This window comes from Kitasatospora sp. NPDC057223, from assembly GCF_042669755.1.
Taxonomy (GTDB): Bacteria; Actinomycetota; Actinomycetes; order Streptomycetales; family Streptomycetaceae; genus Kitasatospora.
This window is the reverse complement of record NZ_JBHUWW010000039.1, coordinates 15,453-42,024: the sequence shown is the minus strand read 5'-3', so window position 1 is coordinate 42,024 and position 26,572 is coordinate 15,453. Positions and strand designations below refer to the sequence as shown.

General features: G+C 71.7%; 23 protein-coding genes. 13 read left to right on the top strand and 10 right to left on the bottom strand.

Annotation, left to right across the window (positions count from 1 at the left end):
* Positions 1 to 225: 225 nt before the first annotated feature.
* Positions 226 to 3,354: a GH92 family glycosyl hydrolase gene (locus ACFUK0_RS16550; RefSeq protein WP_380250620.1), complete on the top strand. Its 3,129-nt coding sequence runs from the start codon at positions 226 to 228 to the stop codon at positions 3,352 to 3,354.
* A 176-nt stretch (positions 3,355 to 3,530) separates the two neighbouring features.
* Positions 3,531 to 4,343: a phosphotransferase enzyme family protein gene (locus ACFUK0_RS16545; RefSeq protein ID WP_380250618.1), complete on the top strand. Its 813-nt coding sequence runs from the start codon at positions 3,531 to 3,533 to the stop codon at positions 4,341 to 4,343.
* Between the two features lie 62 nt (positions 4,344 to 4,405).
* Here ACFUK0_RS16545 and ACFUK0_RS16540 read toward each other — a convergent pair whose 3' ends face one another.
* Positions 4,406 to 5,104, bottom strand: a complete 699-nt coding sequence (locus ACFUK0_RS16540; RefSeq protein WP_380250616.1) for a substrate-binding domain-containing protein — start codon at positions 5,102 to 5,104, stop codon at positions 4,406 to 4,408.
* A gap of 310 nt (positions 5,105 to 5,414) precedes the next feature.
* The gene (locus ACFUK0_RS16535; protein WP_380250614.1) at positions 5,415 to 6,149 is read right to left on the bottom strand and encodes a TetR/AcrR family transcriptional regulator; all 735 of its coding nucleotides are present in this window, start codon (positions 6,147 to 6,149) and stop codon (positions 5,415 to 5,417) included.
* Between the two features lie 155 nt (positions 6,150 to 6,304).
* Between ACFUK0_RS16535 and ACFUK0_RS16530 the strand changes: the two genes are divergently transcribed.
* On the top strand, positions 6,305 to 7,828 hold the full coding sequence (locus ACFUK0_RS16530; RefSeq protein ID WP_380250612.1) for an FAD-dependent monooxygenase: 1,524 nt from the start codon (positions 6,305 to 6,307) through the stop codon (positions 7,826 to 7,828).
* A gap of 10 nt (positions 7,829 to 7,838) precedes the next feature.
* Here the strand turns inward: ACFUK0_RS16530 and ACFUK0_RS16525 are convergent, their stop codons facing one another.
* Positions 7,839 to 8,294 carry a MarR family winged helix-turn-helix transcriptional regulator gene (locus ACFUK0_RS16525; protein ID WP_380250610.1) on the bottom strand — a complete coding sequence of 152 codons (456 nt, stop codon included), beginning with the start codon at positions 8,292 to 8,294 and terminating at the stop codon, positions 7,839 to 7,841.
* An 83-nt stretch (positions 8,295 to 8,377) separates the two neighbouring features.
* Here ACFUK0_RS16525 and ACFUK0_RS16520 point away from each other — a divergent pair, with 83 nt between their 5' ends.
* Positions 8,378 to 9,307: a zinc-binding alcohol dehydrogenase family protein gene (locus tag ACFUK0_RS16520; RefSeq protein WP_380250608.1), complete on the top strand. Its 930-nt coding sequence runs from the start codon at positions 8,378 to 8,380 to the stop codon at positions 9,305 to 9,307.
* Between the two features lie 498 nt (positions 9,308 to 9,805).
* Here ACFUK0_RS16520 and ACFUK0_RS16515 read toward each other — a convergent pair whose 3' ends face one another.
* Positions 9,806 to 10,231, bottom strand: a complete 426-nt coding sequence (locus ACFUK0_RS16515; protein ID WP_380250606.1) for a hypothetical protein — start codon at positions 10,229 to 10,231, stop codon at positions 9,806 to 9,808.
* Positions 10,232 to 10,387: 156 nt separating this feature from the next.
* Positions 10,388 to 10,714, bottom strand: coding sequence for a carboxymuconolactone decarboxylase family protein (locus ACFUK0_RS16510; RefSeq protein ID WP_380250604.1), 327 nt, complete (start codon positions 10,712 to 10,714; stop codon positions 10,388 to 10,390).
* A 248-nt stretch (positions 10,715 to 10,962) separates the two neighbouring features.
* On the opposite strand from ACFUK0_RS16510, the gene ACFUK0_RS16505 reads away from it, so the two are divergent.
* From ACFUK0_RS16505 to ACFUK0_RS16490, 4 genes are all read left to right on the top strand, one after another.
* Positions 10,963 to 12,705 carry a SulP family inorganic anion transporter gene (locus tag ACFUK0_RS16505; RefSeq protein WP_380250602.1) on the top strand — a complete coding sequence of 581 codons (1,743 nt, stop codon included), beginning with the start codon at positions 10,963 to 10,965 and terminating at the stop codon, positions 12,703 to 12,705.
* Positions 12,706 to 12,806: 101 nt separating this feature from the next.
* Positions 12,807 to 13,760: a polyphosphate kinase 2 family protein gene (locus tag ACFUK0_RS16500; protein WP_380250646.1), complete on the top strand. Its 954-nt coding sequence runs from the start codon at positions 12,807 to 12,809 to the stop codon at positions 13,758 to 13,760.
* A gap of 53 nt (positions 13,761 to 13,813) precedes the next feature.
* Complete coding sequence (locus ACFUK0_RS16495) at positions 13,814 to 16,522, top strand: cation-translocating P-type ATPase (protein ID WP_380250600.1); 2,709 nt, start codon at positions 13,814 to 13,816, stop codon at positions 16,520 to 16,522.
* Positions 16,523 to 16,672: 150 nt separating this feature from the next.
* Complete coding sequence (locus ACFUK0_RS16490) at positions 16,673 to 18,250, top strand: alpha/beta hydrolase (RefSeq protein ID WP_380250598.1); 1,578 nt, start codon at positions 16,673 to 16,675, stop codon at positions 18,248 to 18,250.
* Between the two features lie 79 nt (positions 18,251 to 18,329).
* Here the strand turns inward: ACFUK0_RS16490 and ACFUK0_RS16485 are convergent, their stop codons facing one another.
* From ACFUK0_RS16485 to ACFUK0_RS16470, 4 genes are all read right to left on the bottom strand, one after another.
* Complete coding sequence (locus ACFUK0_RS16485) at positions 18,330 to 18,779, bottom strand: molybdopterin-dependent oxidoreductase (protein WP_380250596.1); 450 nt, start codon at positions 18,777 to 18,779, stop codon at positions 18,330 to 18,332.
* Between the two features lie 695 nt (positions 18,780 to 19,474).
* Positions 19,475 to 20,008 carry a GNAT family N-acetyltransferase gene (locus ACFUK0_RS16480; RefSeq protein ID WP_380250644.1) on the bottom strand — a complete coding sequence of 178 codons (534 nt, stop codon included), beginning with the start codon at positions 20,006 to 20,008 and terminating at the stop codon, positions 19,475 to 19,477.
* A 221-nt stretch (positions 20,009 to 20,229) separates the two neighbouring features.
* Positions 20,230 to 20,592: a hypothetical protein gene (locus ACFUK0_RS16475; RefSeq protein WP_380250594.1), complete on the bottom strand. Its 363-nt coding sequence runs from the start codon at positions 20,590 to 20,592 to the stop codon at positions 20,230 to 20,232.
* Positions 20,593 to 21,204: 612 nt separating this feature from the next.
* Positions 21,205 to 21,570 carry a hypothetical protein gene (locus ACFUK0_RS16470; protein WP_380250592.1) on the bottom strand — a complete coding sequence of 122 codons (366 nt, stop codon included), beginning with the start codon at positions 21,568 to 21,570 and terminating at the stop codon, positions 21,205 to 21,207.
* Between the two features lie 143 nt (positions 21,571 to 21,713).
* Here ACFUK0_RS16470 and ACFUK0_RS16465 point away from each other — a divergent pair, with 143 nt between their 5' ends.
* From ACFUK0_RS16465 to ACFUK0_RS16445, 5 genes are all read left to right on the top strand, one after another.
* Positions 21,714 to 22,073: a hypothetical protein gene (locus ACFUK0_RS16465; RefSeq protein WP_380250590.1), complete on the top strand. Its 360-nt coding sequence runs from the start codon at positions 21,714 to 21,716 to the stop codon at positions 22,071 to 22,073.
* Positions 22,070 to 23,077 (top strand): hypothetical protein, encoded by a 1,008-nt coding sequence (locus tag ACFUK0_RS16460; protein WP_380250588.1) that lies wholly within the window; start codon positions 22,070 to 22,072, stop codon positions 23,075 to 23,077. The genes ACFUK0_RS16465 and ACFUK0_RS16460 overlap by 4 nt, the downstream gene beginning before the upstream one ends.
* Entirely contained in the window at positions 23,077 to 23,466 is a 390-nt protein-coding gene (locus tag ACFUK0_RS16455) for a roadblock/LC7 domain-containing protein (RefSeq protein WP_380250586.1), read from the top strand. Before ACFUK0_RS16460 ends, ACFUK0_RS16455 begins: the two co-directional genes overlap by 1 nt.
* A 504-nt stretch (positions 23,467 to 23,970) precedes the next feature.
* Complete coding sequence (locus ACFUK0_RS16450) at positions 23,971 to 24,696, top strand: dienelactone hydrolase family protein (RefSeq protein WP_380250584.1); 726 nt, start codon at positions 23,971 to 23,973, stop codon at positions 24,694 to 24,696.
* A 434-nt stretch (positions 24,697 to 25,130) separates the two neighbouring features.
* Positions 25,131 to 26,054 (top strand): Gfo/Idh/MocA family protein, encoded by a 924-nt coding sequence (locus ACFUK0_RS16445; RefSeq protein WP_380250582.1) that lies wholly within the window; start codon positions 25,131 to 25,133, stop codon positions 26,052 to 26,054.
* Positions 26,055 to 26,197: 143 nt separating this feature from the next.
* On the opposite strand, the gene ACFUK0_RS16440 is transcribed toward ACFUK0_RS16445, so the two are convergent.
* Positions 26,198 to 26,572 (bottom strand): nuclear transport factor 2 family protein, encoded by a 375-nt coding sequence (locus tag ACFUK0_RS16440; RefSeq protein ID WP_380250580.1) that lies wholly within the window; start codon positions 26,570 to 26,572, stop codon positions 26,198 to 26,200.

The window sequence follows — 26,572 nt, the reverse complement described above, 5'->3', positions numbered from 1 at the left end:
GTGACGGCCTGTCAATAGTCGCGCAAGCCCCCGATGGATCTGCCCAACTACCTTTTTGTGGAAGGTGATTTGATCACGTGTCATGCTCTTGACGCACGATCGGTGATGCCGAAACAATTCCCATCGCTCGGTAACGTTCACATCGCCCTGGAGCCACGTCGTGCCCCCCGGGCCGCCGGCCCAGCGGTTCCCGTGGCGATCCGTCTCCACCCGAAGGTGGTCCCCGTGCTCCCAACCGTCCTCAGATCCCGTGCCGCCGGGGTGGTCAGCAGTGTCCTGCTGGTCGCCTTCGGCGCCGGCGCACTCGCGGCTCCTCCGGCCCGTGCCGTGGCGGCCCCCGCTCTCACCCAGTACGTCGACCCGTTCATCGGCACCGACGACAGCAACGCGCCCAACCCGGTCGGTGGTGGCGCGGGTGGCTCCACCTACCCGGGGGCGGTGGTGCCGTTCGGCGGGGTGCAGTTCAGTCCTGACACGCCGACGGCCTCGCCGTCGGGCTACCGCGACTCCGACCGGTCGATCGAGGACTTCAGCCTCACGCACTTCGACGGAGCCGGCTGCCCGAACAACGAGGACCTGCCCCTGCTGCCGGTGACCGGCGCCCTCGGCGCCTCGCCCGGCACCAACTGGACGGGTTACGCCTCGGGTTACACCAAGGCCAACGAGTCCGCCGCGCCCGGCTACTACCGCAACCGCCTCGACCGGTACGGCACGGACGTGGAGCTGACGGCGACCACGCGCACCGGTATGGGCCGACTGACGTACCCGTCCTCGACGGCCGCGCAGCTGCTGATCGGTACCGGGCGCAGCGCGACGGGCAGTCGCGCCGGTTCGGTGCGGGTGAGTGGTTCGGAGGTGACGGGGAGCGTGACGGCGGGCGGGTTCTGCGGGTCGTCCAAGACGTACCAGATATTCTTCGACATCCGTTTCGACCGTGCTCCGAGCGGTTTCGGGACGTGGTCGGGCGGCACGGTGAGCGCGGGGTCGGCGAGTACGTCGGGAACGAACACCGGCGCGTACGTCACCTTCGACACCAGCGCCGCGCAGGCGGTGCAGTTCAAGGTGGCGCTGAGTTACGTGAGTGTCGCCAACGCGCAGGCGAACCTGACCGCGGAGAACGGTGGTTGGGACTTCGGCGCGGTGCGGTCGGCGGCGGACGCCTCCTGGAACGGCGTCCTGGACCGGGCCCGGGTGACCGGCGGCTCGGCGACCGATCTGAAGAAGTTCTACACCTCGCTGTACCACGTCTTCCAGAGCCCTAACATCTCCAGCGACGTCAACGGTGACTACCGGGGCTTCGACGGCGCCGTCCACAACTCCTCGCGCCCGGTGTACCAGAACTACTCCGGCTGGGACATCTACCGTTCCTGGGCGGCGCTGATCGCGCTGATCGCCCCAGCCGAGGCGTCCGACATCGCCAACTCCATGGTGCTGGACGGCCAGCAGGGCGGTCTGCTGCCCAAGTGGTCGCAGCAGACCAACGAGGACTTCGTGATGACGGGTGACCCCGGGCCGATCATCGTGGGCAGCCTGTACGCGTTCGGGGCGCGGGGGTTCGACACCGCCGCCGCGCTGGCCCTGATGAAGAAGTCCTCCGAGGGCGGCACGGCGCAGGGCTCACCGATCCGTGGCAACCAGTCCACGTACACCGGTCTGCACTACCTGCCGGGTGCGCCGTCGGACTCGCTGGAGTACTCGGCGTCGGACTTCGCGGTCGCGGCGTTCGCCAAGGCCCTCGGCAACACCACCGACTACACCACGTACATGACCCGGGCGCAGTGGTGGCGCAACACCTACAGCCCCGAGTCGGGCTACACCCAGCCCCGGAACAGCGACGGGACGTGGAAGTGGCCGCTGGACCCGGCCTCGCAGAGTGACTTCACGGAGGGCAACGCCGCCCAGTACACCTGGATGGTGCCCTACGACTTCGCCGGGCTGATCAACGCGATGGGCGGCCGGCAGACCGCCGTGCAGCGCCTGGACCACCACTTCACCCAGGTCAACGCCGGGCAGAGCCTGCCCTACTACTACATCGGCAACGAGCCGGAGCACGGCGTGCCGTGGGCCTACAACTACGCGCGCAACCCCGCCGGTGCGTCGGCGGCCGTGCGCAAGGTGATGGCGGAGTCGTTCACCACCGGCGCGGGCGGACTGCCCGGCAACGACGACCTGGGCGCCACCTCGGCGTGGTACGTCTGGGCGGCGCTGGGCCTCTACCCCTCCACGCCGGGTGCGGACACGCTGGCCGTGCACGGCCCGTCCTTCCCCTCCGTCCTGATCCAGCGCCCCGGCGGGAACATCACCGTCAACGCCACCGGCAGCGGCCCCTACGTCCAGGGGCTGAACGTCAACGGCACGGCCACCGGCCACAACTACCTGCGCTACCCCGACCTCGCCGCCGGCGGCACCCTCGACTTCTCCATGGGCACCGCACCCAGCACGAGTTGGGGCACCGGCGCGACGGACGTACCGCCCTCCTTCCAGGACGGCGCGACGCCCGTACCCACCGCCCCGGAGCTCGGCACCAACCTGGCGCAGGGCAGGCCCACCACCGCCTCGGCCCCGTGCGCCACGGCGGAGTCCGCGGACAAGGCGGTCGACTCCACCCTCAGGAACAACAGCAAGTGGTGCTCGCAGACAGCCGGCGCCACGCTCCAGGTCGACCTGGGATCAGCGCAGACGGTCGCCTCCGTCGTCCTCAAGCACGCCGGACTCGGCGGCGAGAACACCTCCTGGAACACCGGTGCCTTCCAGATCCAGACCAGCACCGACGGCACCAACTGGACCGCGGCCGGCAGCGTCACCGGATCGCGCTCCAGCCGCACCTACACCCCGTTCACGGCGCGCTCGGCCCGGTACGTTCGGGTGGTGGTCTCGACCCCGTCCAACTCCGGCGGCAACACGGCCACCCGGCTCTACGAACTGGAGGCCTACGCCTCCGGCCCCGCCGCGCCGGGCACCCAGGCCGGGCCGATCACCTCGGGCCTGAACGCCGGGAAGTGCGTGGACGACGCCAACGCGTCCACCACCTCCGGCAACAAGATCGTCGTGTGGGACTGCAACGGAACCGGCGCCCAGTCCTGGACGCCGGCCGGCGGGGCCCTGCAGATCCTCGGCAAGTGCCTGGACGTCACCTCGTCGGGTACCGCCAACGGCACCCTGGTCCAGCTCTGGGACTGCAACGGGACCGGCGCCCAGCAGTGGCAGGCCGTCAACGGCACGCTGCTCAACCCCAACTCCGGCCGCTGCCTCGAAGTCCCCGGCTTCGACACCACCAACGGCGTCCAACTCGACATCTGGGACTGCAACAACGGCGCCAACCAGAAGTGGAACCTGTCGGCCACCTCGCTGTAGCGAGCGGCCGCCCGGTGCCGCCCGTCCCCGTCGGGGGCGGGCGGCACCGGTGCGTGAGCCCCGCCCCCTACGGCGCCCCGTGGCGCGAGGCGACGGTCAGGTCAACCTGCCAACCCGCCAACCTGCCAACCCGCCTGGCTATCCTGGCTTTCGTGGAAGACCGAGTGGAAAACCGAGTGGAAGACCGCGAAGTGCTCGTCGGCGGCGTGAACCGAGTCGTCCGGGAAGGCAGCCTGGTCCGGCGCCCGGCCGGCCCCTGGAGCGCCACCGTCCAACGCCTGCTCGCGCATCTGCGCGAGGCGGGATTCACCGGCGCGCCGCGCCCGTACGGGCTCAGCGACGACGGGGCCGAGGAACTCGTCGAATACCTTCCTGGAACGGTGGGGCACGACTTCGCCGCACCCGAGGTGCGGAGCGATGCTTCCCTGGTGGCCGCGGGACGCCTGCTGCGTGATCTCCACGACGCCTCCGCCGGGTTCGCCCGGGAGCCCGGCGACGTTTGGCAGTTCGCCCCGCGCGAGCCGGCGGAGGTGATCTGCCACGGTGACGCGGCGACGTACAACACGGTCTTCCGGGAGCAGCTGCCCGTTGCCTTCATCGACTTCGACACGGCCCACCCCGGCCCCCGGCTGTGGGACGCCGCCTACACCGCCTACCGTTTCGTCCCGTTGTACGCCCCGGACGAGGTGGAGCACACCCTGCCGATCCCGGAGGCCGGGCGCCGCCTCGCCCTGTTCGCCGACTCCTACGGCCTGTCCCGGGCGGAGCGGGACCGGCTGCCCGCCACGGCGGCGGAGCGGCTGAGAGCGCTTGTCGCCTGGATGCACCGGCATGCCGCAGCAGGTCATCCGGCCTTCAGCCGACACGTGGCGGAGGGCCACGACCGCCGTTACCTGACGGATGCCCGGTGGATCGAGGACAACTTCGCCGCCGGTCGACCGGGTTCCCGTCCCGGTGCGTCACAGGAAGAGCCTCGCCCACCCCACTGACGGGTGGTCGCCGGCACGGCCCGGACTTCGTCGTCGAGCCGCCCGTACCGCGCCGGGGGCGTTCAGCCGGCGGCGAGCGGCGCGGTGCTCTCCCGTTCCACGAGGCGGGTCGAGAGCTCGACGCGGGGCAGGTCGACCTCTTCGCCGTCGATCAGGCGGACCAGGGTCCGGACGGCCATGGCGGCCATGTCGTGGAGCGGCCGGCGGACGGTGGTGAGGGTGGGGCGGCTCCAGCGGGTGACCGGGAGGTCGTCGAAGCCGACGACGCTGATGTCCTCGGGGATCCGCAGGCCCCGGGCACGCAGGCAGGTGTACGCGCCGGACGCCTGGAGGTCGCTGGCGGCGAAGACGGCCGTCGGCGGGGCCTGGCCGCTCGCGGCGGTCTCGTCGAGCAGCTTCGCGAGCTCGGTGCGGCCGGAGTGGTTGTTGAACTCGCCGGGGCGCAGCCAGCCTTCGGGGACGGGGAGTTCGGCGCGTTCCATGGCCGCTCGGTACCCGTCCGCCCGGGCCCGGCTGCAGAGCAGGTGGCGGGGGCCGGCGAGGTGGGCGATCCGGCGGCGGCCGAGGGCGATCAGGTGCTCGACGGCGGAGACGGCGCCGGCCCAGTTGGTCGCACCGATGGTGGGGACCCCGGCCTCCACGGTGCCGATGGGGTCGACCAGGACGAACGGCACCTTCACCGTGCCGAGGCGGGCCCGCTGGCGGACGGTGAGGTCTCGCGCGCGGGTCGCCGAGGAGATGTCGCTGCGCCCCTTGAGCACCGCTGCGCCCCTTGAGCACCATGGACACGGTGGCGTTGGAGACACCTGCCTCGGCGGCGATCTCGCCGAGCGTCACCTTGTGCTGTGCGTGGCCTGCCGGCTGCCGTCGTTCGTCGTGTGCCGCGTCCCGGGAGCCGCCGGGTCTGCATTCCTGCGCTCACACTCGGCAGTCGCCGGTGAACCCATGTGTTCGCCGTCCGCGCCGCCACCGTCGGGGAGGGCCTCGGCGCCGCCCGCGCGGGCGTGGCAGACCACTGTCGCCCCGCCCACCGCCGAGGCGCTTCGCCGTGGGGCCCGGGCCGACGGAGGGTCAGCCGGTCGGCCGGCCGGCGGTGATGCCGGCGAGGATCAGGGCGATGCCGGTGAGGAACTGTTCGCGGTCCTCGTGCTCGCGCATCTGGTCGGCGATGTCATGGAGGAACGGGTAGTCGTCGGGGTCGAGGCCCTGCCATGCCCTGGAGGCGGTGTCGAGGAAGTCCGCGCGCTCCTCCGCCGACTCCGGGGCCGCGCCGGTGCCGTCCGGGGTCTGGGCGTTCTGGGCGGTGGCGCCGAGGATGTAGTGGACCAGCGTCGAGGTCGTGGTGAACCAGTCCTGGCGCGGCACGCCCAGGGCGCGCACCTGCCGGCCGATGCTCTCGAAGACCCGGGGTGTCACCGTCCCCCAGGGGCTGCGGGTGAGCTGCACGGCGAGCTGGCCCGCGAGCCAGGGGTGCTCGGCCGCAGCGTCGAACAGGCCCAGTGCCGCGGCGCGGATCGCCTCCTCGGGCGAGCCGGTGGATTCGCAGGTCTGCGGGGAGCCGGCCGGTGTGCGCAGCGGCGGGAGCGCCCCGGCGACGACGGTCGCGGTCGCGGCCTGCAGCAGTTCGCCCATGTTGCCCACGTGGTGGTAGATCGCCCCGGACCCGGTCGACAGGCGCTCGGCCAGTGCCCGCACCGTCAGGGCTTTCTCTCCTTCCGCGTCCAGCAGCTCGACGGCTGCCTCGACGATGCGCTCGCGGGAGAGGACCTGCCTGCGCCGCTGTGACTGGCGTGTCTGGGTGACCATGTCCTCATCCTCCCAGGTTTGGAGCGGTGCTCCAAAGTGGAGTACGGTTCCAATATTGGAGCGCTGCTCTAAACTTGCGTCCGGCACCGTCGGACGCGATCCCGACCCGAGGAGCCCCGGGCGTGGCAAGGGGTTCGAACCGGAGGAGGTTCCACATGTACGACGTGGTGATCGCGGGGGCCGGCCCGGTGGGCCTGTTCCTCGCCGCCGAGCTCGCACTGGCCGACTGCTCGGTCCTGGTGCTGGAGCGGGACGGGGAACCGGCCTCGCCGTTGAAGACGCTCCCGCTGGGCATGCGGGGCCTGAACGCCGGATCGGTCGAGGCGTTCTACCGCCGGGGCATGCTGGGCGAGCTGCTGGAGGCCTCGGGCGTCGACGCGGCGCGGGTCGGAGCCGGCCCCGGCGTACCGGGTGCGACGGCCCCTCGGGACGTGAGCCACTTCGCGGGCATGCGCCTCGACCCGGCCGGCATCGACCCCGCCGCCGTCTCCTTCCGGCTGCCCGGCCCGGCGATGGAGGGCGTCATGACCAGCCTCGACGCCGTCGGAACGGTCCTGGCGGACCGGGCGAGCGGGTGCGGCGCGCAGATCCTGCGCGGTGCCGGGCTGGAAGCCGTCACCCAGGACGGCCCCAGCGTCCTCGTACGCGCCGGTGGGCGCGACCACCGGGCGCGCTGGCTGGTGGGATGCGACGGCGGACGCAGCACGGTGCGCCGGCTGGCGGGCTTCGACTTCGTCGGCACGCCGCCGATGTTCACCGGCTACGTCGCCCGTGTCACCTTCGACGACCCGCAGAAGCTGGACCTCGGCTTCAACCTGACGCCCACCGGCATGTACCTGAGGACCCCCTTCGAGGGGCACCTGGGGATGATGGACTTCGACGGCGGCGCCTTCGACCGCTCGCAGCCGCTGACGCGCGAACACCTCCAGACGGTGCTGCGCCGGATCTCCGGCACGGACGTGGCGCTGGACGAGGTCCACCTCGCCTCCAGCTTCACCGACCGCGCCATGCAGGCCACGACCTACCGCCAGGGCCGGGTCCTGCTCGCCGGCGACGCCGCCCACATCCACTCCCCGCTGGGCGGCCAGGGGCTCAACCTCGGCATCGGCGACGCCGTGAACCTGGGCTGGAAGCTCGCCGCCACCATCCGCGGGACCGCCCCCGAGGGCTTGCTCGACACCTACGCCGCCGAACGCCACCCCGTCGGCGCCGCGATCCTCGACTGGTCGCGTGCCCAGGTGGCCACGATGAACCCCGGCCCCAACGCCCCGGCCCTGCGCAAGCTGCTCCGCGACCTGCTCGGCACCCCCGACGGCACCACCCACGTGTTCCACCGGACCGCAGGCCTGTCCCACCGCTACGACCTGGGCAGCGACCAGCCGCTCGTCGGCCGGACCGCCCCGGACTTCCGCCTCGCCGACGGCACCCGCCTCGGTGAGCTGCTGCGCGAAGGGCAGGGCGTCGTCCTCGACTTCACCACCGGCCGACGACTGCGCGGTGCGGCCGCAGGCTGGAAGGGCCTGATCCGCTACGCGGCAGGGCCGGTGGGCGACGACCTCGGATTCGGTGCTCTGTTCGTCCGCCCCGACGGCATCGTCGCCTGGGCCGACGGCCACCACCCCGACCTTGAGGAATTCCGGCGCGCTGCCGCCCGCTGGTCCGGCGAACCCACTCCCTGAGGCGGATCGCTCAGCGCCGGGCGGAGGGGCGCGGCGGGTGCGGCAGTGGCGGGGTGAGGACGGGTTCGAGCAGGTCGGCGAGCTGTTGGCGCTGCTGCGGTCCGAGCCGGCCGGTGGCCGGCGCGAGGGCCTCCCTGACTTCCTGGTACATGCGCTGGTTGAGCTCACGTCCGGCGTCGGTGATCAGGACGACGACGGCGCGCTTGTCCTCGGGGCTGGGGGCGCGGGCCAGCAGCCCTCGTCGTTCGGCGCGGTCGATGAGACCGGAGAGGGTCGACTTGTCCAGGCCGAGGAAGGCCGCCAGGTCGCTCATGCGAGGGCGCCGGTCACGCACGATGCCGAGCACGCGCAGCTGGGTGAGGGACAGGTCGTGCTCGGCGCCGATGCGGGTGAGCACGCCCATGACCTGGAAGGCGCTGCGGACCAGGCCGTCGAGCAGGGCGTCTTCGGAGTCGTCGGGTGCCATGGCCACCACCCTACTTGACATTGTTTGGATTACCAATGACTCTGGTTTTAATTGGGAATGCAAACCAACCAGGGAGCCTCTTCATGCACGCAGCGGTCATCACCGCCCACGACGCCCCGCCCGCCTACGGCGAGTACCCCGAACCCGTCGCCCGGGGCGAGCACGAGATGGTCGTGGACGTCCTCGCGGCAGGCCTGCACCACCTCACCCGGGCCAAGGCGAACGGCACCCACTACTCCGCCACCGGCGTCTTCCCCCTCGTCCCCGGCGTCGACGGCGTCGTCCGGGACTCCTCGGGCCGCCTGCGGTACGCGGTCCTGGACGACACGCCCCACGGCACCTTCGCCCAGCGCACCGTCATCGACGCCCGCCGGAGCGTCGTCCTGCCCGACGACGTGGACCCCGTCCGGATCGCCGCCGCGATGAACCCGGGCATGTCCTCCTGGGTCGCCCTGCGCCGCCGCATCACCTTCCGTGAGGGCCAGCGCGTGCTCATCCTCGGTGCCACCGGCAGCGCCGGACGCATGGCGGTCCAGATCGCCAAACGGTTCGGTGCCGCCCACGTCGTCGCCGCCGGCCGCGACGCCGCCCGGCTCAAGGCGCTGCCCGCCCTCGGTGCCGACCAGGTGCTCACCTATGACGAGATCGCCGCGGCAGCCGACGTCGACGTCGTCCTCGACTTCATATGGGGCGCACCCGCCGCAGGCACCATGCTCCCGATCCTGACCGCCCGTGCCGACCGCTCCGCGCCGCTCACCTGGATCCAGATCGGCTCCATCGCCGGCGCATCCGCTCCGATCCCGTCGGCGGGGCTGCGCGCGGCCCGGTTGCAGATCGTCGGCAGCGGCATCGGATCGGTCTCCCCCCGCGAGTTCATCGCCGAACTGCCGGAGTTGGCCGCCGCGGTGACCGAGGGCGCCATCGACGTCCAGGCCCGGGCCGTGCCGCTGGCCCGGATCGGGCAGGCCTGGAACGAACACGGGAGCAGCGAACGCCTCGTCCTCGTCCCGTAGGCCTGGGCTCCACCCCTCGGGGGCGGGGGGGGCCCGCCCCCCCCCCCCCCCGGGGGGGGGGGGGGGGGGGGCGGCCCCCCCCCCCCCGCCCCCCGGGCTGAGCGGCGGGGCCCCCCCCGGGCGCGCCCCACCCCCGGCGCCCCCCCCCCCCCCGCCGCCCCGGGGCGCGCCCCCCCCCCCCCCCCCCCGCCGGGCCGCGGCCCCCCCCCCCCCCCCCCCCCAGGGGGGGTGGGTCATGGGGGACTGCGCCGGGCCGGGTGGACTCCGGTGATCGTCGAGCGGGCACCCGGGTTCTTCCGACCTGCCTGAACGTCGGCGTCGGCGAAAGTGACGGGGCAACCCGGAAGCAGGCACGGCCCCCCGGGACCACGGGCTTCTCGACATCCCGTGAACCGAGCGGGGGACCGTGCCTGCCGACGCGTCATCGCCGACCCTTGGCCGCTCCTGACCGGCTTTCCTGACCGGCTCTCCTGACCAGGTCTCCGGAGCGGCCGAACCTCAGGCGGCCAGGGTGCGGTCGTCGGGCCGGACCACGCACAGGGCCCAGATCACGAAGCCGCAGATGGCGATCACCGTGATGGACCAGAACGGGTAGTACGGCATGGACAGGAAGTTGGCGATGATGATCAGGCCTGCCAACGCCACGCCGAGGATCCGGGCCCAGAAGGAGAGCCGGAGCAACCCGATGCCCACGACTACGGAGATGGCACCGAGGACCAGGTGGATCCAGCCCCAACTGGTCAGGTCGAACTTGAACACGTAGTTCGGCGTGTTCACGAAGACGTCGTCCTCGGCGATGCCCATGATCCCGCGGAAGACGCTGAGAGTGCCCCCGATGAGGAGCATCACGGCGGCGAAGATGGTCAGGCCCCCGGCCGCGGTGGACGAGCTGCTGTCGGTGCGGGTGTTCGAAGGTGAGGACATGGCGGGTCTCGATCCTGTTGTCACGTCCGTCCACGGGTCCACGGCCCGGTGGCACCGGCAGGGTCACCGGTCGACGGCTTGTGCGGGAGGAGCAGGGGGTTCGTGGTCGCCGTCCGAGGGCGCTGGACGTGGGCCGACGGCCGTTCGCCGGACGGGCTACGAGCCGAGTCCGGCGTCGGTGTCGGCCACGGCGATGGCGAATCCGAGTGCCTCGGTGATGTGGGCGGCCGCCGACATCACGCGGGCGGTGCCCACGATCGGTGCGATGGCCACCAGGACGTCCTGGAGCTGGTCGACGGTCAGGCCGGATTCCATGGCCGGGCCGATGTGGGCGAGGTAGGACATCGGCGGCGCGTCGACCGCGACGAGTGCGGCGATGCGGGTGAGGATGAGCGTGTCCGTGGGCATGCCGCACCGCTCGACCGAGTCGAGGGTCATGGCTGCGAGGGTGTCGAGGACGGGGGTCTCGGACGAAGTCGTCATGCCGGTCATCTCCTGAACCAGTGGACCAGTTGAAAGGCGACGCGGCCGTCGGCGGGGAGCCTCGGTCCGCTGCACCGTGTTGCCGTTCATCGACATTAAGGACATTTCGTCCGGCTCGCATCCGGATGCCGTTGCGGCGGCGACGTGGGCGTCGGCGCCGCCGGCCATCCCGACACGCGGTGCGGTGCTTCGTCCGGCAGAGCTCGCGGCCGGTTCATCATGAGTCCGGGCGGACGTAAGGAGACCCCGTGCCGGAGCCTGTTTCGCACAGCGGCGGATGGCGCCCCGCCGTCCCCTCACTCCCCGGACTCACCGTGCTCGGGGGGTACCGGCGTGCCTGGCTGCGCGGTGACCTGCTGGCCGGCGGCACCGTCGCGGCGTACCTCGTACCGCAGGTCATGGCCTATGCCGGCGTCGCGGGCCTGCCGCCGGTCGCGGGGCTCTGGGCGATCCTCCCGGCGCTGGCCGTGTACGCCTTCGTCGGGTCGTCCCGGCTGCTGTCGGTGGGGCCCGAGTCGACGACGGCGCTGATGACCGCCACCGTGGTCGGGCCGCTGGCCGGCGGGGACGCCGGCCGCTACGCGGTGCTCGCCGCGACACTCGCCGTGGTGGTCGGCGTGCTGTTCACGTTGGCGTGGCTGGCCCGGCTGGGATTCGTCGCCGACCTGCTGTCGCGGCCGGTGCTGATCGGCTACCTGGCCGGGGTCGCGCTGATCATGATGGTGGACCAACTGTCCAAGCTCACCGGAGTCGACGTGGAGGGCGAGGGCTTCGGCCCGCAGCTGACGTACTTCGTGCGGCACCTCTCGCAGGCGGACACCGCCACCGTGGTCCTCAGCGCGGTGGCGCTGCTCTTCCTGTTCGCCGTGAGCCGCTTCTTTCCCAGACTTCCCGGTCCGCTGCTGGCCGTCGTCGCGGGCACGGCCGTGGTCGCGATGTTCGGTCTGCAGGACCACGGCATCGCGGTGATCGGCGAGATCCCGGCCGGACTGCCCAGCCCCTCCCTGCCCGACCTGGGCGAGGTGCGCCGACTGCTGCTGCCCGCCCTGGGAGTGCTGCTCGTCGGCTACACCGACGTGATCCTCACCGCGCGGGCCTTCGAGTCCCGTCACGAGGGCGAGCGGCTGGACGCCAACCAGGAGCTGCTCGCCCTGGGCGGGGCCAACCTCGGCGCCGGATTCCTGCACGGGTTCCCGGTGAGCAGCAGTGCCAGCCGCACCGCGCTGGCCCAGTCGGCCGGCGGCCGCACCCAGGCGTACGCGCTGACGGCCGGTGTGGCGGTGCTGGCCGTACTGCTCTTCCTGAGTCCGCTGCTGAAGTACACGCCGTCGGCGGTACTGGGCGCGCTGGTCGTCTTCGCCGCGATCCGGATGATCGACGTGGCGGGGCTGCGCCGGCTGAAGGGCTTCCGGCGCCGGGAGTTCCTGCTGGCGGTCGGCTGCCTGGTCGGGGTGCTGGCGCTGGACATCCTGTACGGGGTGCTGGTGGCCGTGGGGTTGTCGGTGGCGGAACTGCTGAGCCGGGTGGCCCGCCCGCACGACGCCGTCCAGGGCCTGGTGCCCGGTGTCGCCGGGATGCACGACGTCGACGACTACCCGCAGGCCCGTACCGTCCCCGGGCTGGTCGTCTACCGCTACGACTCGCCGCTGTTCTTCGCCAACGCCGAGGACTTCCGCAGCCGGGCGCTCGCCGCGGTCGCCGAGGAGACCGGCCCCGTCCGCTGGTTCGTCCTCAACGCCGAGGCCAACGTGGAGGTCGACATCACCGCGCTGGACTCGGTGGAGGCGCTCCGGGCCGAACTGTCCGGCCGCGGGGTCGTCTTCGCCCTCGCCCGGGTCAAGCAGGACCTGCGGGGCGAGTTGGACGCCTACGGGCTGACCGCGTCCGTCGGAGCGGACCGGATCTTCCCCACCCTGCCCACCGCCGTGGCCGCCTACCGGGAGTGGGCCGGCGGGGGCGGCCCCGCGGCGCGGACCACCGGCCAGGACTGAGGACCGCGGACCCCGAACGGCCCAACCCGGTTTGACGGGTCCCGGGGCCGGCCGGAGCGTGGCAGGTACGGATGACCGGCGGACGGGAGGCGGTGTCGGCGATGTCGCACAAGCAGGCCCGGCGGATCGCGAAGTTCATCGAGCCGCTGCGCGTGGAGCCGGGCTCGCGGGTGGACCTCGGCGAGGACTTCGACCCCCGCTACAAGGCCCGGATGAAGAAACGGGACGGGGCCGAACTGCTGCGCAACGGCGTCGCCCTGCTCGCCGAGTACCAGGCGAAGCTGGCCGCCCAGGACACCTACGGCGTGCTGCTCTGCCTCCAGGCGATCGACGCGGGCGGCAAGGACGGGACGATCCGCCACGTCATGAGCGGCGTCAACCCGCAGGGCGTACACGTCAACAGTTTCAAGGTGCCCTCCGCCGAGGAGCTCGACCACGACTACCTGTGGCGCTACGCGTGGCGCCTCCCGGCCCGCGGGGACATCTCGATCTTCAACCGGTCGCACTACGAGGAGGTCCTCGTGGTGCGGGTCCACCCCGAGAACCTCGACCGCCAGCGGCTGCCCGAGGAGGCGAAGGGCCGCGACGTCTGGGCGCGCCGCTACCGGGAGATCAACGACTGGGAGCGCTACCTCTGCGACAACGGGTTCAGGGTCGTGAAGATCTTCCTGAACCTCTCCGAGGAGGAGCAGCGCACCCGCTTCCTGAAGCGGATCGACCTGCCGGAGAAGAACTGGAAGTTCTCGGCCGCCGACCTCCGCGAGCGGGAGCGGTGGGACGACTACCAGCACGCCTTCTCCGAGATGCTCTCGGCCACCAGCACCCCCTGGGCGCCCTGGTACGTCGTGCCGGCCGACCGCAAGTGGTTCGCGCGCATCTGCGCCGCCGCGGTGCTCGCGCACACGCTGATGGAGATCGACCCCCGGTACCCGGAGGTCGGCAAGAAGGCCCGGAAGGAGCTGCGCGCCGCCAGGCGGCTGCTGGAGGAGCAGGCCCCCGAGGGCGCCGCGCGCGACCCGTACGCGGCCGGGCACCGGAGCGGGCGCCGTGACTGAGCCCCGCCGCACACCAGCCGCGGTGAGGACCGGAACGCATCGGAGGAGCGGGCATGCCGGCAGGGACTGACCCGACGGACCCGGGCGCCGCCCTGCGGCCCTGGTACGCGACGCCGCCCCAGGAGGTGGCGGCACGGCTCGGCGTGGACCCGGAGGTCGGGCTCTCCGCCGCCCGGGTGGCGGACCTGCTGGCCGCGAACGGCCCGAACGCCCTGCCGGAGGAGAAGACCCGGCCGGGCTGGCTGCGCTTCCTCGACCAGTACCGCAGCTACATGCAGATCATCCTGGTCGTCTCGGCGGTGGTGGCGCTGGCGATCAAGGAGTGGAGCACCGCCGTCCTGCTGATCGTCCTGACGCTGTTCAACGCCGTCGTCGGCCTGCGGCAGGAGGGCAAGGCCGAGAGCGCCATGAACGCGCTGCGGTCGATGATGAAGACCACGGCCCGGGTCCGGCGGGACGGCGTCGAGGCGGAGATCCCGGCCGAACAGCTGGTGGTCGGGGACGTCGTGCTGATCGCCGCCGGCAACACCGTCCCCGCGGACGGGCGGATCGTGCGGGCCAGCTCACTGCAGATCGACGAGTCGGCGCTGACCGGTGAGAGCGTGCCGGCGCTGAAGGACGCGGGCACCCTGGCCGGTGACCGGCTCGGCCCGGGCGACCAGTCCACCATGGCGTTCATGAACACCCCGGTCACCCACGGCAGCGGGGTGCTGATCATCACCGGGACGGGCGCCGGTACGGAGCTCGGCAAGATCTCCGGGATGCTCATCGAGACGGAGAAGGAACAGACGCCGCTCACCCGGGAACTCAACACCCTGACGCTGTGGATCGCGGCGGCGGCCGGCCTGACCATGGTGGTGATGTTCGCCCTCGGCCGCAGCCGTGACCAGGCCTGGGACGCCCTGTTCGTCAGTGCCGTCTCGCTGGCCATCGCCGCCATCCCCGAGGCGCTGCCCACCGTCACCCAGGTGATCCTCTCGGTCGGCAGCCTGAACCTCGCCAAGCGGAGCGCCATCGTCAAGGAGCTGCCGTCCGTGGAGACGCTGGGGTTCACCTCGGCCATCAACTCCGACAAGACCGGCACCCTGACGATGAACCAGATGACCGTCGTCGAGGTCCTCAGCCCCACCGACCGCTACACCGTCTCCGGCAGCGGCTACGCCCTGGAAGGTCGGATCCACCACGCCGCGGGCTCCGCACCGGGCATCGAGGACGCCATCCTGCCGTACCTGATCGCCAGCGACGCCAGGCTGGTGGACGGCGCGGTGGTCGGTGACCCGACCGAGGGGGCGCTGCTCGTCCTCGGCCACAAGGCCGGGCTGGACATCGACGCCACCCGGGAGCGCCACCCCAGGCTCGCCACCCTGCCGTTCGACCCCGAGTACAAGCTGATGGCCACCTTCAACTCGGCCGTGGACGCGGCCGGCCGGCCGGTGGTGCGCTGCTTCGTCAAGGGGGCGGCGCCCGCCGTGACGGCCCGCGCCACCACCGCCCTCGCCGACGGCCGGACGGTGCCCTGGGACGCCGACCTGCGGGGCCGCGCCGACGCCCAGTCCGAACGGATGGGCAGTGAGGGACGCCGGGTGATGGCGGCGGCCCAGCGCGACCTGGACCCGTCCGAGTTCGATCCGGACGGTGACCTCCTCGCGCTCGTCACCGACCTGCGGATGACCAGCCTGGTCGGCATGGTCGACCCGCCGCGCGCGGAGTCCAAGGAGGCCGTGGCCAGCGCCCAGGCCGCCCACATCCGGGTCCGCATGGTCACCGGTGACGACGTCACCACCGGCGAGGCCATCGCGCGCCAGCTCGGGATCCCCGGCGGGGCGATCCTCGGAGCGGACTTCGCCGCCATGCCGGAGCACGAACGGCTGGCCCGGATCGACGGTATCGGGGTGGTGGGCCGGGTCGCGCCCGAGCACAAGGTCCTGCTCGCCGACACGCTCAAGAAGAAGGGCGAGGTCGTGGCGATGACCGGCGACGGCGTCAACGACGCACCCGCCATCAAGGCCGCCGACATCGGCATCGCCATGGGCAGCGGCACCGACGTGGCCAAGAACGCCAGCCGGATGATCCTCTCCGACGACAACTTCGCCACGATCGTCTACGCCGTCGAGGAGGGGCGCAAGCTCTACGACAACCTCACCAAGTACATCAGGTTCGTCCTGATGCTCCTGGTCACCTTCGTCCTGACCTTCCTCGGCGCGACGGTCTTCAACATCGCCGCCGGCGAGCCGTTCACCCCGCCGCAGGTGCTGTGGATCCACTTCGTCGTCAACGCGCCCTTCGGCTTCGCGCTCGGCTTCGACCTGGCGAGCCCCGGACTGATGCGGCGCACCCCGCGCCCGCGCGGCGAATCGCTGCTGACCAGGTCGGTCATGGTCACCGTCGGTCTCAGCGGACTGGCCGTCACGGTGGCCCTGCTGCTGCTGATCAAACTGGGTGAGCACCACTACGGCAGCCTGAAGACCGGCAGCTCGATCGCCTTCACCGCCTTCGCGCTCTGCCTGATCGTGGCGGCCTACGAATGCCGCAGCGAACGCGCCACCGTGCTGAGCAGCAGCACTTTCGACAGCAGGCCGATGAACCTGGCGGCCCTGTCCGAGTTCGTGCTGGCGGTCCTGGTGACGCAGATGGACGCCTTCCGCCGCATCCTCGGCACCACCGAGATCACCCTCGCCCAGTTCGGCTGGGCGCTGCTGGCCCCCGTCGCGCTCCTGCTCCTGTGGGAGACGGGAAAGGTGCTCGCCCGCCGTACCTCCTGACACCCCCACGTGATCGGTCGCCCCATGAACACGCCCACGGAGGTCCCGGACCCGGCACAGAAGCCGGGGCCTGAGCCAGAGCCTGAGCCGGAGCCGGCAGAGCACCGGAAGGCCGCGCGGCTCACCCTCCCCGGTTGCTGGGGCGCGCTGGTGGCCTCCTGCCTGTCGTTCACCCCCTCGCTCCTGCCGCGCGGCGGTCTCGTCCAGGGGCTGGTGTGGGGGATCAGCGCGGCCATCGGGTACGGCCTCGGGGTCCTCGCGGCGTCCGTCTGGCGCGCCTTCGCCGACCGGGGCGCCCGGGTGCCCGGCCGCCGGTCGTGGCGGATCCTCCACATCGGGGCAGCCGTCCTGCTCACCGTCTTCTTCGGGCTCGGACAGTACTGGCAGTACCTGATCCGCGGTCTGATGGGCGTACGCGACCACAACATCTGGTTCGTCGTCCTGTCACCCGTGGTCGCGGTAGCGGTGTTCGGTGCACTCCTGCTGACCGGACGCGGGATCCGGGCGCTGTACCGCAGGACTGCGGCGGTGCTCGACCGCCGCATCGGGCACCGTGCCGCGCGGACCCTCGGCTGGGCCCTCACGGCGGGCCTGACGTACCTGGTCGTCACCGGTCTGCTGCTGGACGGTTTCGTCGGCCTCGCCAACCAGGCGTTCTCGGTCCGCGACACCGAGACCCCGACGGGTGTGCACCAGCCCGCCAGCGCCCTGCGTTCCGGCGGGCCCGGCTCGCTCGTCCCCTGGGACTCGCTCGGTCGCCAGGGGCGCGCCTTCGTCGGCTCCGGCCCCTCGGAGGGCGACATCGCCACCTTCACCCGCCGCCCGGCCATGGATCCCATCCGGGCCTACGCCGGTCTGGGGTCGGCGCAGACCACGGAGTCCCGGGCCGCGATCGCGGTCCAGGACCTGGAGCGCGCCGGCGGATTCGAGCGCCGGAACCTGCTGGTGGTGACCACGACCGGGAGCGGCTGGGTCGATCCGGCCTCGGTGGACTCCCTGGAGTACCTGAGCGGCGGCGACTCGGCGACCGTGGCGATCCAGTACTCCTACCTGCCGTCCTGGATCTCCTACCTGGTGGACCAGTCCAAGGCCAGGGCGGCGGGCCGCGACCTGTTCGACGCGGTCTACGACGTCTGGTCGAAGCTTCCCGCCGGGTCGCGCCCCCGGCTCCTCGTCGCGGGGGAGAGCCTCGGCTCGTTCGGTGGCGAAACCGCCTTCAGCGGCGAGTACGACCTGCGCAACCGAACCTCGGGAACCCTGTTCGCCGGCCCGCCCAACTTCAACACGCTGTTCCGGCAGTTCAGCGACGGACGCGACGCCGGAAGCCCCGAGGTCCAGCCGGTGTACAAGGACGGGCGGACGGTGCGCTTCACCAACGACCCGGGCACCGGGATTCCCCCCGCCGGCCAGCCGTGGGACGGCACCAGGGTCCTCTACCTGATGCACCCGTCCGACCCGATCGTCTGGTGGAGCCCGCACCTCGTCCTCGGCAAGCCCGACTGGATCTCCGAGCCGCCGGGAGCGGACGTGCTCAAGGGGATGGTCTGGATTCCTTTCGTGACCTTCTGGCAGGTCACCGCCGACCTGCCGTTCTCCACCGGCGTGCCGAGCGGCCACGGCCACAAGTACCAGGCCGAATACGTGGACGGATGGAACGCCGTCCTGCAGCCGTCCGGGGTCTCCCCGCAGGATCTGGACAACCTCCGGCAGATCATCTCGAACGGGTGATGACCGCGGGCCCCGGCCGGGGCCGCCCTCAGGCCGGGACCCCGCCGACGGCCGAGCCGAGCCGAGCCGGCCTCTTCGGTCAGTGTTCGGTCGGGCCGACCCAGACGGTGGTGATGCCGCTGATGTACCGGGCGCCGCAGCGGTCGGCGGGCACCACGAGCTGAGGGCCGGCGTCGTCGAGCGGCATGCCGTCGATGCTGGTCGCGAGGAGGATCTGCTGGCCTCCGAAGTCCGGGTCGATCTCGGCCCAGGACAGCACCGTGCCGTGGCCGTCGGCCGCTGCGACGGTCAGCAGGAACCGCAGGCGCTTCTTCCGCCCCCGGAGGTCGACCTGTGGGCGGGCCGTGCGCAGCACGTCCCACAGCTTCGGCCCTTCGAAGGTGTGGCGCTGCTCGCCCTCGGTGCGGCAGTCGAAGGTCACGTCCACCCGGTGGGCCGGCAGGGTACGCAGTTGGGCGACCGTCAGCTCGACGGGCTCGTCCACGCTGCCGTGCAGACGCACGACGGCGGGTGTGGCGGTGCTGCTCACGATGCTCCTTCCCGGCCAACGCCCTGCGGCCCGGCAGAGTGATACCCGAGCATGTCGCAGATACCCGCCCTGGTCGAGATATTCACCAGCAGATGCCATGAAAAAGTGCATCTTGCGTTTGCACATGCCACCTGAACGTATCGGCCCGGCGGGCTGGAGACACGGCATCAGGAACGGCCCGTACAGCCTGCTGGACGAAGCCGTGCACGCCTCTGCTCGCCCGGCTGGGCACGGCCCCCGGCCGGTGGGGCGACCGGGACCCCGTAGGCCGCTCTCGTCGCCGCCCGCACACGGCGCGCACCCCCTTTTGCTGGTGGGGCTTCGCCGGGCCGGCCCTGCCCGCGCTGCCGCAGGACGGTCAGGCGGTGGCGAGGGAAAGCTCTGTGGCCTTGATGAGCGCGAAGACGGCGGACCCGGTGGTGAGGCGGGGCTGCGCCTGCTCCGGGGGCCGCCTGTCGGCGCGCGGCGAGGACCCGGAGTGAGCCTCCGCAGTCCTGAGGCCGGGCGGACACCTGCACCGGTTCGGCGTGCCCGCTTCGTGCGCACGCCACCCGAGGGCGGTACGTTCCGGGCGATGAGTACGTCGACAGTGGACCGGGCCGAACCGTCGGGCTCAGCGATCGGCCCACCGCACGGCCTCTCGACGGGCCGGGTCTCCTTCGGTGGTGCTCATGGCGAATCCCGGCGGGTACCGGTCAGCTGGTCAGGTCACCTGGGCGGATGCGGTAGACCTGCAGACCGAGTCCGTAGTACTTGGTGGTCTCGCCGACCCACTCCATGCCGAGCCGCCTCGCCATGGCGATGGCGCGGACGTTGTTCGGCCGCGCGACCGCGAAGAGTTCCTCGGCGTCCTGCCTGAAGGCCCAGGCGATGAGCGCGCGGCCGCCCTCGGTGGCGTAGCCCTGCCCCCAGGCCCCGGGGGCCACCTGCCAGCTCATCTCCAGGTCGTCCTCATACGGTGGCAGCAGCCGGATGCCGAGGCCACCCACGACCGCGTTGTCGTCCCTGCGCTGCACGGCCCACCGGCCCCGAGGTGCCGGCAGATTCGGCTGTGCCTCCTGCCACGCCTGCAACACCGAGCGCATCGCCGCCACGTCACCGACGCGTTCCATCGCCGGTGTGAGCCAACGCGCGACCTCCGGCGAACCGTAGATCGCCAGGGCGTCCTCGGCATCGTCGACGGACCAGTCCCGAATGACGAGCCGATCGGTGACCAATGCGGTGTCCATCACCCGGACCTCCTCAGTCTTCCCGATGCCCATGATGCCCCCGCCTCCCGACGGCTGCACGACTGGATCGTGGACGAGGGCAAACCAGCGGCAGGCCGTTCCCCGAGCGGGGGAGTCGACTGCGGCCGGTACCGCACCTGTACCACCGGCCCTGGCCGGCCCCGGCCGCTCCGCCGGCCGTCCAGCCCCTGCGGAGGCGCGGGGGATATTTCGGGTGGTGGTCAGATGCCGGCGGCGGTGCGGATGGCTCGTACGGTGCCGTCGGGGTCCGGGTCGGTGACAGCCAGGCGGGTGTACGGCGAGGAGCGCCACAGGTCGACGCAGACGGCGGGTCGGCGGCCCCGGACCCGTACAGCAGAAAAGTCCTCCCCCAGGCGATGCGGACGGACGCCGTAGGACAGGACGCCGGGAATCCAGGTACCCCGTCCCCGCACGCCGCGCAGAGCACGCCACCAGTCGGGCTCGACGCTCACCTGCTGGATCGCGGACAGCGGCACGCGGACCTCATGGCGACGTGCCACGGCCTTCTCCCACCACGACAGGTCGACGATCAGGTCGTCGCCCTCCACCACGAGCCGCGCCATCGCTCCTCCGTACCCCCTCCCGGCACTGCGCCGGTCGTTGGCCTCGGGTGGCCAGCCGGCTGTGGGACGGCAGACACACCATCCCCTCCGAATCCCCTCCGACGCGATCCAGCACCCTCCTCACCCCGTACCAACCATCCCATTCCCGGCCTGGCCACCACCATGCTCGCCGACTGCGCCGACCTTCGCGTCGACCTGGCGGGCCGGCCGGACCGGGTGGTCGGTGCGGGACACCCTCGCTAGGCCAGGTGCCGGAAGGCGTCGCCTCACGTGCCCGGCCCGCGGCGGTCCGGCGGCGGTACATCGACCCGCCACCGGACCGTGCGGTCGCGCCGCGCGACATGCTCGCGCCGATTCCGCGTCACCGGTGGCGGTGTTACGACCGCACTCTTCCGACGATTCCGCATTCATGTCCGGCCGGGACGTGGCGAAATGTGACGCCCTGTCATTGGAAAGTAACGCACTTCCGAGATTGATGCGTACCTGGATATCCGCACACTCATAGCCGCCCGGGGCTGATCCCGTAGTCGGTTCATCACGCTCAGCATTCCCGCCGCGCGGCTCCGCAGGCCTGGCCGACGGAAGTCCTGGGGCGCGCAAACGAGCCGCCGCCTAGACGTCGAGCGTGACCTCGATGCGCTTGAGGCTGTGTCGGGCGAGCGCCAGGTTGGCGCGCGAGCGGTCCAGCGCCAGGTAGAGGAACAGCGACCCCTGAGTGCGGGCGAGCGGGCGGATCAGGTGGTACTGGGCGCCGAGGGTGATCAGGATGTCCTCGATGGCGTCGTCGATCGACAGCGCGGCCAGGGCGCGCACCTTCGCCCGGACGACCTCGGTGTTGACGGCCGCCGCGACCTCCAGGTCGAGCAGCTGCCCCCCGCCGAGGAACCCGAGTGACATACCGCTCTCGTAGTCCGCCACGGCCACGCCGATGGCACCCTCGATAGTCATCGCGCTCTTGAGTGCGTCGTCAATGTTCATGCGCTGTTCGTCCTTTGCGTGACTTCCGGGCAGAACTCCCGTGTGCGGGAACAAAGTAGCAAGAAGTCACGGATGGTGGTCACCCCGGCGGAAATGGTGGAATAAAATACGTTGCCAAGTGTTCACAACGCGAAGGGGTATCAGTGCGCGCACTCGAGGCATCCCTCTCCGATGTGCTCGGCTCTCCCGGAGCGGTCGGCGCCGCCCTCGTCGACGCCGTCACCGGCCTCACCTACCAGACCGCCGGGGACCACCGGCTGCTCGGGAGCGGGGCCGAACTCGCCGAACTGGTCAATCTGATCGGCGAACGACTGTACGAGGCCGGAGCGGAGAGCGAGTTGGAGAGTCTGGTGGTCACCAGCACCCGTCACCACGAGGTCGTCCAGGTGGTGTCCCGGCAGGGCGACGCCCTGCTGCTGGCCACCGTGCTGGACCGGGGGCGGACCAACCTGGCACTGGCGCTCCGTCAGAGCGCCGACCGGGCGGGGGACCTGCTGGCATGAGCGACCCGCGCCACGACCGGCCTCCGCCCGCAGCGCAGGCGCCGCCTGCGGCTCGCAACGTGCCCGCACTGCTGCTGACCCTGCGCCGGGAGGGCTTCACCGGTTCGGTCACCGTCTCCGGCGCGCCGGGCGGCACGATCCACCTGGAGCACGGGCTGGTCACCGCCATCGAGACGCCCGGTGCCCCGACCGCAGAGACCCTGCTGCTGAAGTCGCGACGCGTCGCCGAGGCGGACTGGACGGTCGCCGAGGCGTCCGCGTCCGCCGCACGCGCCGGCGGCGCCGCCCCGAACCGGGGCAGCGACCTCGGCGCGGTCCTGGTGGCCCAGGGGTCGGTAGGCGCCGCCGAACTCGAAGCCGTCTGCGCCGCCGCCGCGTTCGACGGAGCGTTCACCCTTGCACTGAGCCCGCCCGGCACCTGGCAGGCCGTCGCGGCCGCCCCGCCCGCCGGCATCGCGCTGCGCCCGGGGATCGAACCACAACGCATCTTCGAGGAGACCGCCCGGCGGACGGCCCTGCTGACCGACCTGTGGGGCTCGCCCGCCGAGCTGACCCGCGCCCGGATCAGGGCTTCCGCCCAGTCCGCGTCCGCGGCCTCACGGATCCCGGTCCGCTACCGGGAGATCCTGGCCGCCGCCAACGGCCGGCACACCGCCCGCGACATCGGGTTCGCCCTGGGGCGCGGTGTGTTCGCGGTGCTCCTGGACCTCGTCCGGATGGACACCCGGCACCTGATTCACTGGGAATCGCCGCACCAGAGCGCCATGGCACCGAGCGTCGCCCCGCGCAGGCCAACGAGCGGGCTGCTGCCGGCCGCGACCGAGGTCGGACCTCTGCCGCGTCGCGTCCCCGCCGGACGCGACGCGGGGAGCTCGGGCGGTCCCACCGGCCCGGCCGGCCCGGCCGCTCCGGCCGAACGAGCGGCAGCCCCTTCCTACGGTCCACCGAACGCACACCGCGTCAACCGCACCGAGTCGACAGAGACGACCGAGAAGAGCACATGATGAGCAGCCAGACACCGATCGCCGTACTCGTCGAAGAGTTGAAGTCCCTCCGTGACCGGGTCATGGGCATCTCCGAGACTGTCATCTCCACCGCAGACGGCCTGCTGGTGGCCGCCGACACGGCGACCGTCCACGCCGAGTCGGCCGCCGCGTTGTCGGCCGCCATGCTCGGCCTGGGCCGGCGTACCGGGGTCGAGGTGGGTGTGGGCGGACTCCGCTACGTGGAAACCCGCTGCAACGGCGGTTACGTGGTGGTACTCGCGATCGGCGAGGAGGCGCTGCTCATGGTCCTGGGCGACGAGGGGCTCGACATCGCCGGCCTGCACCGCGAGTCGCCTGCAACGGTGCGGCGTCTGAGCGAGCTGCTCGGGATGGTCCCCGCGACCTAGGGCGCGTCTTCAAACTTCCGTCTGCCGGGCGGTGTTGGGGCACGCACCTCGCCGCGTTGTCGTCAGTCGCCAATACTCCGCATTGGGCTCCCTCCTCCGCCTTGCGATGCACGCACCCCAACACCGCCCGGCCGCCCTACGGGCGAACAACGGAAGTTTGAAGACGCACCCTAGGGGCTGAGTGAGGTCGTGATCAGTCGGTCTGTCGTACGAGGTCGTCGATCCAGATACAGGCACAGTTCCCAGCGCCGTTCCTCACGGTCCTCGTAGCTCTCCTCGACCAGGACGAACCGTCTGCCGTCGGACCCCATGCCCGCTCACCCCCTGCACGGCGGCTTACGGGCGGTTCACAGAACTCGCACGGCCGCCACAAGCGGCTGGTCGGGAACGGGGCCTGTGGCGGATCTGGTGTGCCATCGACGCATTTCAGAGGCATACCCGCGCTGTTCCGCCGGCGGTGAACACCGGCCCTGCCGAGCTCGACCGTCACTACGGTCCAGTCTCATGACGACGATGACGACGCGTACGGTCGAGTACCCGGCCGACGGTCTGACGATGATCGGACACCTCGCGCTCCCGGCCGGTGTCGACCGCCGGCCTGCGGTGCTGCTCGGACCGGAGGGCATGGGGCTCAGCGACGTCGAGCGCCGCCGGGCCGATGCCCTCGCCGAGCTGGGATACGTAGCGCTGGCCTTCGACCTCCACGGCGGGCGCTATCTGGGTGACCCCGAGGAGATGCTGGCCCGTTGCATGCCGCTGCTCGCCGACCCCGACCGGATGCGGGACATCGGCCACGCGGCGCTCGACGTGCTGCGCGCCGAACCGCGGACCGACCCCGACCGGATCGCCGCCGTCGGCTACGGCACCGGGGGCGCCGTCGGGCTGGAGCTCGGGCGCGACGGCGTCAACCTGCGCGCGATCGGGACAGTCAACGCAACCACCACAGGCCGCCCGGGCGAGGCGGCGCACATTCGCTGCCCGGTGTGGGCCGGGGTCGGGTCGGAGGACCCGATCATGCCGCCCGCGCAACGGGACGCGTTCACCGCCGAGATGCAGGCCGCGGGGGTCGACTGGCGCCTCACGGTCTACGGCGGCGCCTTGCACGCCTTCCACCACCCGCCGGTCGACCACCCCACGGTCCCCGGCGTCGGCTACCACCCACAGCACGCGCAGCGAGCCTGGCGCGACGTCGTCGAGCTGCTCGCCGAGTGCCTTCCCGTATCGGAATGATCTGGCCGGCAACCGCGACTCCGGGCTCCGCCCTGTCGAGGGCGCAGGAGTCGGAGCGCCGGCTCCTGCACACCCTGCACGCGGCGGTTGCCGACCGCCTCCGCCGTGACCCCGGAGCACCGTCCGCGAGGGACGGCGGGGGCTGATCGGGCCGGGCCCGCCCGTCGCCCGGCGGGCCGGCTTCTCCGCGACTCCCGTGACTCACTCCGCGCGCACCGGTGGGCAAACCGCTCAGGCAACCCGACCAGCCCGTCCGACCGGCGACGAGCACCGACCACGGACATGTCCCCACCCATGAACCGCACAAGGAGCGAACCCGACAACCGTTTGCAGTACTGAGGACTTCTCGCCCCTCGGGTGGGGGCTCCGCGGCGGGAGACCTGCCACGCATAGGGTGGGGCCAGTCGATGTTCGTGCGCACCATAGGAGACCCGATGAGCCCGACCCCTGCCCCCGACGCCCTGCTCCCGGTCGCGGTGATCGGTCTCGGGGACATCGCGCAGAAGGCCTACCTCCCGGTCCTCACGGCACTGCCCGGCCTGGACCTGCGGCTGATGACCCGTGACCGGGCGAAGCTCGACCGTATCGGCGACGCGTACCGTCTCGACCACCGCTACACCGACCTGGGCGACCTGATCGACTCCGGCGTGCGGGCCGCCTTCGTCCACGCGGCGACCGACCAGCACGTGCCGATCGTCGAGCGGCTGCTGACGGCCGGCATCGACGTCTACGTGGACAAGCCCCTCGACTACACCGTCGAGGGCGCCCGGCAGCTGGTCGACCTCGCCGAGAAGTCCGGCCGCTCCCTGATGGTGGGCTTCAACCGCCGCCACGCCCCCTCCTACGTCCAGGCGAAGGAGCGTCCGCGCGACCTGATCGTCCTGCAGAAGAACCGCGAGGGCCTGGCGGAGGCCGCGCGCCCCCTGGTCTACGACGACTTCATCCACGTGGTGGACACCCTCCGGTTCCTGGTGCCGGGCGAGATCGAGCATGTGGACGTCCGTTCGCGGTCCCGTGGTGGCCTGCTGGAGCACCTCGTCCTGACGCTCGCCGGGGACGGGTTCACCGCGCTCGGCATCATGAACCGGATGTCCGGCTCCACCGAGGAGATCCTGGAGGTCTCCGGCAGCGACTCGAAGCGTGAGGTGCACAACCTCGCCGAGGTGATCGACCATCGCGGCCAGCCCACGATCCGCCGCCGCGGCGACTGGGTCCCCGTCGCCCGCCAGCGCGGCATCGAGCAGGTCGTCACCGCCTTCCTGGACGCCGTCCGGGCCGGCAGGACCCTCGACGCCCGCGACGCGCTGCGCACCCATGAACTGTGCGAGCTGATCGTCGAGCGGATCGAGTCGGCCTGAGGCCGGGCCGGGCCGGGGCAGGCCGGGGCCGGACGGATGAGGTCGCGTGCGCCCGCCGTCCGGCCGGCCACCGCCGGCACCGCGCCGGTCCTGGCTGAATCCTGAGGGCGGCCGGCAGCGCACGCGGCGCACGTGAGGTGCGCTCACTTCCCGGGGGTGGCCTGGTAGGCCAGGAACCGCCATCGGCCGTCCACCCGTGTCCACACCGCGAGTGAGCGGTTATCCAGAAGCCTGTGCACGCCGTTCACGGCGAGGTCGGCCCGCATGCCGCCGATCACCACGGCCGTGTCGCCGATCACCGTGATCGTGTCTATCGGGTGTTCTATCCAGTGGTACACGAAGAATCCGCTCGCGCATTTCGCGAGATAGGACTCCAGCGTGTCCAGGGTGCCGCTGGAGTGCGTGAAGGTGAGGTCGGGGTGGGCGAGCTCGGTGAACCCGCCGAGATCGCCTGCCACGAGGGCCTCGAATCGACGGTTCTCCAGCGTTCGGATTTCTTCGGCATCGGTCACGGTCAT